The organism is Desulfovibrio sp. 1214_IL3152, assembly GCF_036763055.1.
Classification (GTDB): Bacteria; Desulfobacterota; Desulfovibrionia; order Desulfovibrionales; family Desulfovibrionaceae; genus Desulfovibrio.
On sequence record NZ_JBAIYW010000051.1, the window covers coordinates 1 to 8287 of the forward strand.

Consider the following 8287-nt stretch of genomic DNA (forward strand, 5'->3'; position numbering starts at 1 on the left):
GACATGGCATTGCGTCCGTAAGCGGCCTGGGCCTGGGCGCGAGGGACCGGTGAACCCTGATGCTGCATGAGGGGTTGTGCTGTTTTGGTCACCGAGCCTGAGGGCTGCATGCGGTTGGCAATGTCCGCCGCGGCCTTGCGCGCCTCGGGGGTTTCGATGATCTGGGCGTAGGCCCCGCGCAGACCCGAAAGGATGCTTTCCACGCTGTCGAGCGACTCCATGTCCATCTTCAGGTTGGCGCGCAGCAGGCGCGCTGTGCAGAGCAGGTAGAGATTGTTAAGGTTGACGGCCAGGCTGCCGCCCTTGTCCATATTGAGAGAGGCGGCAAGCTCGTTAACAATGTCGATAACCTTTGAAATCATGATGCCCTTGCCCGCAAAGTCTTTGGCGATCATTTTGGTGCGGGCCTGCTGGATGTATTTGAGGGCGCCGTCGTAGAGCATGAGCAGAAGCTGCCCCTGGTCAGTGGTGCCGATCTTGGTCTGAAAGTAGGCGTGCGCCGCTTTGTTCATGTTGCTGTCCTTGTGGCGTGCGTGTTTTGTTAGAGCATTTAACACTTGAAATGCTTGCTTACGGCAGGCAAAAGCCTGCCTGCTCGCATTTCGTGGCAAGGATTTTCAGGAAAATCCTTGCAGAGCAGCTAACCCGTTTCACTCGTAAACTGCTCTGGCGTACCGCGCTTGAAGCGTATCAGCTCTTGCTGCTGTTTATCTTGTCGATCTGCGACTCAAGCTGCTTTTGCATGGTTCCGTAGTTATTCAGCAGGGTCTCAAGATTGGCGAAATATTTTTTCTGCCGCGATTCCCAGAGGGCCAGCCGGCTTTGCTCATTGCTGATCTTTTTGTCAATGTTTTCCATGATGGATTTATAGTTGTTGCGCAAAACCATCAATGCGCCGTTCTGCGACTTGAGGGCAATGGCGTCGGCGTTTTTGCTCGGGTCCGTGCCGGACATGTTGACGTCGTTGAACACCAGCTCGCTTTTCAGGAAGGTGTTTACCGATTGCACCAGCCCTTCCTTGATGCGCACCTGCCCTGTGTGTTCGCCTTCGCTCAGGTCGTCGATCAGAATGGCAAGGCCGCGCCCGTCGCCCGAGCCCACGCTGTAATAGTAGCCGGGCATGCTTGTGTCGCGCGTGGCCTCCACGCCGCCCACCATGACTTTTTCAATATTGCCGTGCGCGTCTACCGTGTATGAAACGTCATACGAACCGGCCTTGGTGATGCCCGCCACATGGCTGCCGTAACGGAAGTCCGGCGATGTGGTGGTACCTGTGCCTTCGGTGCAGAAAAAATCCACCACGGCTTCCAGGTTGTCGGTGATCATTTTATTATAGTTTTCCTGGTCCATTTGCTGCAATGCGGCAATGGAGGACGAGGGCGCTATTTCCAGCAGGCCGAATTTGTCGCTGGCTTCATTATTGTTCACCTTGATGCCAAGGTTGGCAAGGTTGGCAAGCACATCGCCGGAAAGCACGTCTTCGGCGCTGGTGCGGCTTTTAAAGCCTGGAGGCGACCCGCCCAGCCTGCTGTTGAAACGTGACTTGAAAAGCTGCACCCCGTAGTTGCCCTGCAAGAGTCCGCCTTTTTCAGCGGTAAGCTGCGAGGGGCTGTAGTTGTCGTTGTCCGCCAGCTTGGGGTCGTTGGTTGTGGTGGCCTTGTCCTTGTCAAAGCTTGTGAACTCGCGGATGGTCAGCAGGACAGAGTTCACCGCGTCCAGAAATGTCTGGATGGATTTTTCCACCGATGTGATGTCGGTGCTGATGCTGATGCGCGCCTGCCCCTCGTCCTGAAGGGTAAAGACCACGCCTTCAATGACATCGCTGACCGTATTGGTGGCGGACTCCATCTCAACGGGCCAGTTGTCCACGGTAAAGCGGGCATTGGTGGCCCGCTGGATGTTCCAGTTGGACGATGTGGCTACCTGCCCCTTGATGCCCGGCCCGCTGACGCCCTGCGCATTGGTGACCTCAAGGTAGGCCGGGCCGTCGGCATCGCCGGCCCAGGGGTTTCCGTCCGCTTTCACAAGCTGGGCCGTGGCCCCGGCGGCCTGGGCGGCCGGATTACTGTTCAGGGTGGCCTGGATGGCATTCACCACATCCTGCATGGAAGAGCCGCTGGCTATTGGCCCGACGTTGATGGCCGTGCCGTCATTGAGGGTGACGGTATAGTTGAGATCCGGCTGCGGATTTTGAATTGTGGCGGACGGCAGCATGCCCGTGGCGGTAGTGGTGGTGGCGGTGCTTGCGGTGAGGCCGTCCATGCCGCCGCCTGTTCCCTGGCTGAGGTAGAACTTGACGGTATTGTCCAGCGACAGGGAAATGTTGCCATCGCTGCCAGGTGTTGTTAGGGATCCGGCAATCTTGTCGGCCAGATCCTGATAGGTGGCGGTGTTTGCAATTGTAATGGTTTGTGCAACGCCATCCTTGCCTACAATCGTGTAGGTGAAATTGCTGCCATCGGGGCTGTTGCCGCCGATGGCCGTGTTCAGCATGTCGGCCTTGAAAACCAGCGCTGTGGTGGCGGACGCAAGGTCGCCCACGCGGGTTCCCATTTGAGCCGTGGTATAGGTGGGCGTATAGGATGCGGCTTCAGTGCCGCTGAAGCTTATGTCTGTAATATTTTCAAGGTTGACGGACCATTCGCCGTGCGCGTCCATGCTCAGGTCCGCCGACTTCATGCCCGAAGCCTGGGCTATCTGGGCCAGAGCATCGCGCATGGTGGTTCCCGCCTTGATGGTGACCGTGCGCGTGCCGGCAGGCGGAGGGCCAGTAGGCGTGATGCCGTCATCGTATGTCATGGTGACGATAAGGTCGCTGTTCAATGTGTCGTTGGCCCCGCCGGACGTAAGGGCAACCTTGGTGCTGGCGGGTACGGACTTTTCTGTGGTCGCCGTGTCGCGCTGGTACATGCCCGCAACGCCCGTAAGGGTCAGGTTGCCGCTGCTGTCCAGGCTGGCGACGTTGCGGCCTGTCTGCGCGTTTATCTGGTCAGCCAGATTCTGGTTGGTCTTGTCGCCGGTGATGGCAATCTTGAATTTTGCGCCGTCCTCCATGATCAGGTCATAGGAGTACTTTGTGGGATCGGTGAGTGTTTCCGCAAGATTGAGGGCGTTGTTCGTTTTCCATGTGGAAATGCTGCCCGCAGAGCTCATGCCCACAAGGCCGCTGTCGTGGATGATGAGGTCGTTGGCCGCGCCGGTGCTTTTACCCGCCACCTGAAAAACGTAGCCCGAGCCGGTTTGCACCATGCTCACTTTTATGCCGGGGTTATCGGTAGAGTTGTTGACCATGCTGACGAAAGATTCCAGCGTGGTCTTGGGAGGAACCTTGATTTCTTTGGTAACGCCCGCATAGGTGAACTTGAAGTACTGATCCGTACCCGAATCGTTGATGATGTCGTTCTTGGAGCTGAACACATGCCCGGTATTGGCCCAAACGGCGTTATTGGCAGTTTGCAGCACATTGATGTTGTGCTGCACGTCCTGAGCCGAAGCGTTGGCTACAGCGGTAAGAACGTGCTCATTGCTGGTGGCGACATTTTTGGTGACGAAATTGTTCCGGTTACTCAGGGTTCCGAGCACGTTGCTGGCGATCTGGACCTGCTCAATGATGGAGCCGAACGCCTCGTAGCGCAGATTCCAGTCGGACTTCCACGCGGTCAGACGGTTGAGCGGTATGGACTCCACCTTTTTAAGCTTGGCAAGCACGGTATCAAAGTCGGTACCCATGTTGCTGAGGCCGGATATGGAGTTTGAGCCGGATATACTGATAGCCATAAGCGCCTCTCATAGAAAATTTCGGCCCGGCACGGAGGGGCATATGTGCCGGACACAGCCCCTGTTGCAAAATGCGTGCAACTTTCAGGGGCATTTTTTGCCTCTCCCCGGGAAGGGCAGGCTGAGACAAGCGCACAAGTCCGTACAGGAAATAACGGCTGTTCGGCAAAAAGGTTTAGCCGCGCGGGCAGCCTCGCGGCGCAATAGTTGATGTCAATGGTATGAAATCGGCGCAGGGCAGACGTCAGCCGGAGGGTCGAAAAAACAAAAAAATCCGCGCCCTTGCCGCGGCTTACGCCACCTCGGCCATTTGGGCGGCGCATATGGTTTCGACAGGATTTTCCAGTCTGTTTTGAAAGAAGGTCGATGTATTCCTGCTGGATCGATATGCTTCTGAAAATTATTGCAGCCCAGGATGATTGACTATGTTTCCAAGCGTAATCGCAGTGAAATCAAGGGAGAGGTACACATTCTTGTCCGCAACTTTTCATGACCTCCTTGAGTTCTTCTATGAAACCGGGATTCCATATATTGCCGTAATTTCCTGTTTCCATACAAACACGATCCATTTTTTGTTTGCAGAGTAGTAAGGCTTCCTTTACGAGGCGGTATTCTTTTCGCTCGCGAAGGTGGACGTTGCCGTCATCAGCAATATCGGCAATTTCATACCGGAGAGGTACACGCCAGTTCCTGATGCAGGCATTGAACAGGTAATGGTTTACCGGAAACATCCCCATGGTTCCATCCTGATTCTGAAATAACCGGCGGTGTTCATTTTCTCTGTTGAGACCATGAGCCCTGTACTGTTCAAGAATGCTGTCCGGCCATTTGCCCATATGGCGAAGCAGCCCGTCGCAATTGTAAGTATACTGGGGAAAGCCCGCACAGTTGATCCGCAGGCCGTAGTCGCCGTCTTCCGCCCCGTATAATCCATAATCCTCGTTGAAATAACCAAGGAGATCGGAAACCGCTTTAGGCACGAACAAGGCACAGCCCGGCAAATTGGTTAGGCAATAGCCCAGGTTGCCTTCGGGCGTAGTAACGGCGGCACCGTTTTTCAGGGTTTCTTTCTCGCCCCACGCCGGGCCAAGCGTAGATAGCGGCAGACCGTGTCGCCAGAGGGAAAAGATGTGTTCCAGCCAGGTCGGAGACTGGATGAACATGTCGTTGTCGAGCTTGCAAAAATAAGCTGCCGGCGTCATTTGCCAGCCGATATTGCATGCACACGAAATACCCATATTTTGCGGCAGCAGAAAGAGCTTGTCGATCTGGCCTTTCCTGTGCTGCTGCCGTAACCATGTTACCAGGGTCTGGTCACTGCCGTTGTCCACCACAGTCAGAATAAAGGGCACAGCATCCGTACATTTTCGCAAACTGGTGATGGTCAGGGCTGTCAGCTCCGGCCTGTTGAACACGGGCATTGTGATGTTGAGGAAGGGTTGTTGAGTCATAGGTGTTCCAGGATTACTGGGTGATAATCAATCGATAAACTCCAAACTTTGCCTGGGGACTTTCAGGGATTGAACTTGCCCAAAATACTAAACGCTTTCTATAGTAAACCGCTCTACGTTCAAGCTCAGGAGGTTTTTGATGGACAGTACTTTTTTAGGGCATTCAGCTCGGGTGCGCAAGGGCCATGTCATATGGACTCCAAAGGGCTGTAAAAAGAAATTTTTTGGAGAGTAATACTCAAAAAATCATACTGTAGTCCAAAAAATGCACAGTAAAAGTCATGCAATGCGTTGAAGAAGTATTGTATACCAGGCCACATATATGCTCTCATTTCAATCCCTGACAAATAGTGCAAGGTCTTCTGTTACTGGGTTTGTCAAAGGAAAGAGTGTAGCTTATATTGCCAGAAAATCTCATGAATAGCATCGGAAGTTTGTTGGCGCGAATTTTTGAGAAAAAGGATTTTGTGTATCCATCTTGCCCCTGTTGAAGCTGCTGTGCGCGGCCATCACTGCGCATCGGATCAAAAAACAGGGTTGATTGGTGGCGTACGAGTTCAGGCGGTGTAAGTTTTTTAAGACAATTGGCTTCAGTATTTTCAGGCCGCCTATTTGCGGTTCAATGGAAAATGCGCTGGAATCAAAGATTCAGGACATTCAGATTCCTTTGCTACGCTTCGCACGGCATCACGATAAAGCGAATTTGACGAAGAACTGATATTGCCACAGGCATTGGAGTTTTCGTAATGACACAAGGCAGATTGGATTTTAAATACATCTTCACCCACAGCATTTGGCATCAAGCGGAAAGGGATGCTGAGGCATTAGCGGTAAAAAAATTTATGATACGCCTCCCAAGGTAGACACTGTCTAGAGCTTCCTGGGAGAAAACATCATAAAAAATGATGCTTGAAAATTTTAAATACCAACAGCATCGTCAGTAAATACTCAACACGAGGTGATCAACGTGCGTAGAGATGCATCGCGTTTTATGAAAGGCATTGATACTCGCAAACGTATTTTGGAAATAGGTCCTTTTTATTCGCCCATTTTCACCAAGGCGGAGGCTGATGTTTATTATGCGGATATATGCAATGACAGCGAAATATTGCAAAAATTCAAAAATGAACCCTGCGTGAAAAAAGCGGTTTCCATCGATTACGTTATTAAAGAAAGCTACACTGCTGACCTGAAGAACGTTCCTCCTTTCGACTATGTAATTAGCTGCCATGTTTTGGAGCACATTCCCAGGATCATAGATTTTTTTCTGGATATTCAAAATGTCATGAGTCCGGGCGGGTTATTTTACGCCATGCTTCCTGACCACCGGTATTGCTTTGACCATTTCAGGCAACCCACGTCGTTTGCTGAAGCCTGGCATGTCCATGTATCAAAAATTCCCTGTGCGCCCTGGAGTGTTCTTGAGCACGTTATGGACACAATAAGCTGTAATGATTCTACCGTATTTTGGAAAGATGACAGTCTGGCTGTAACAAATCTGCTCTCAAGCGTGAAGGAGTGGGAGCGTTTAGTTGAAACCTACGAAAAAACTGTCGATGGTGCTGTGACAGATGTGCATTTTTCCGTATTTACTCCAAAAACTTTTTTGTATTTTACTTATAACATGATTCGCGCGGGTGTCTTTCCATGGCAATATAAATCGTTTTGTTTTACTCCCTATAGGGACTTTACATTTTCTTTTTCGTTAGCCGCTTGCCCGGCTATGGTTTCGGACCTGGAAATAGCCCGTCATGAAATGACAAAAATTGCAGCTTTGATGGATGAAGATGAAAAACTGCTGAATGGAAAAACTATTCAGTGGTTTTAGAGCAGTTTCACTTTGAAATTGCTCTGGCGACTGCGCGAGCAGGCGCCCGCCGCGAAGGCGTAAGCGCAATTTATTTGCGCGGTTAAACGCCGAAGCGAGCGTGTTTTAAACTTTGAAAATGTACATTTTCAAAGTTAATCTGCTCTAGAGCAGTTTCACTTTGAAATTGTTCTGACGGAAGCGGGCGTCTTGGAAGCATTGTGGATGGATATTCTCGCTGCGAAATTGCTCTAAAAAAAGCGGGTGTACGCTTGCGTACCCCCGCTTTTGGTAAATGGAGCCGTGCAGGCTCTGCCGTGAGCGCATGGCTCCCGACGGCCGCAGTCGGCATGGTCTGCAGAGACCCTAGAGCAGATAAACTTTGAGAATATACATTCTCAAAGTTTAAGGCACGCTCGCTTCGGCGTTTAACCGCGCAGATAAACTGCGCTTACGCCTCCGTAGCGAACGTCTGCTCACGCAGCCGTCCGAGCAATTTAACTTTTAAATTGCTCTAGTGCATCACCTGCGACTTGCGGAAGTTTGCATAGGCTTCACGCATGGCGATATAAGGGTCCACGGCGGCGCTGTTCAGGTCCTCATACAGGGGCAGCACGTCGCCGAGGTCGTTAAAGCGAAAGCCCGCCGCCAGTCCCGTACCCAGTTCCCAGGGCTTGAGGTAGAAGAGGGGGTCGGCAAAGACGTCGCCCACGCGGCCAACGGTATCACGCGCCGAACTTGGGCCAAGGATGGGCCACACAAGGTAAAAACCCTGGCCTATGCCCCAGCGTCCCAGGGTCTGCCCGAAGTCTTCGCCAGTGGGGTCAACCGGCACGATGGTGCGCTTGCCCTTGGCGACATCGGCAAAGCCTGCGCTTGACGTGGTGTTCATGATAAAGCGGCCAAACTCCACCCCGGCTTCCATAAAGCGGAACTGAAGAACGTTGTTCACAAAGCGAACGGGGAAAAGCAGGTTGGAAAAGAAGTTTTTCAGCCCGCCGCGCAGTTGGTGCGGCGTGATGAACACCCAGGCATCGTAGGCTGGTCTGGCAATATAAAGATAGAAAATGTCGTTGAAATGAAACCAGAAGCGGTTCCACGGCTCAAAGGGGTCGGCAATGCTGGCATCGGCGGTGTCGTAGTCGTCAAGGTCGTCAGCCGCGCGCAATGAACCGTAGGGCGTTACCGTGATGGCCCCGGCAGGCAGCATGGGGGCGGCCCCGTAGACTGTCGAGGGCGTGGGTTCCTGCCG

The 8287-nt window shown here is 52.6% G+C and carries 5 protein-coding genes; 1 reads left to right on the plus strand and 4 read right to left on the minus strand.

All coding sequences use genetic code 11. The features are described from left to right. From fliS to V6C07_RS00980, 3 genes are all read right to left on the minus strand, one after another. Positions 1-512, minus strand: a 512-nt coding sequence (gene fliS, locus V6C07_RS00970) for a flagellar export chaperone FliS (protein ID WP_333534534.1), incomplete at its 3' end; no start/stop codon positions are given. Positions 513-690: 178 nt separating this feature from the next. After that, a complete protein-coding gene (gene fliD / locus V6C07_RS00975; RefSeq protein ID WP_333534535.1) occupies positions 691-3777 on the minus strand; it encodes a flagellar filament capping protein FliD in 3087 nt (1028 codons plus the stop codon). A gap of 452 nt (positions 3778-4229) precedes the next feature. Then, the gene (locus tag V6C07_RS00980) at positions 4230-5228 is read right to left on the minus strand and encodes a glycosyltransferase (protein ID WP_333534536.1); all 999 of its coding nucleotides are present in this window, start codon (positions 5226-5228) and stop codon (positions 4230-4232) included. A 967-nt stretch (positions 5229-6195) separates the two neighbouring features. Between V6C07_RS00980 and V6C07_RS00985 the strand changes: the two genes are divergently transcribed. Further along, positions 6196-7056, plus strand: a complete 861-nt coding sequence (locus V6C07_RS00985) for a class I SAM-dependent methyltransferase (protein ID WP_333534537.1) — start codon at positions 6196-6198, stop codon at positions 7054-7056. Between the two features lie 493 nt (positions 7057-7549). On the opposite strand, the gene V6C07_RS00990 is transcribed toward V6C07_RS00985, so the two are convergent. Continuing rightward, positions 7550-8287 (minus strand): MlaA family lipoprotein (locus V6C07_RS00990; RefSeq protein ID WP_333534538.1); only part of this gene is annotated, 738 nt, incomplete at its 5' end.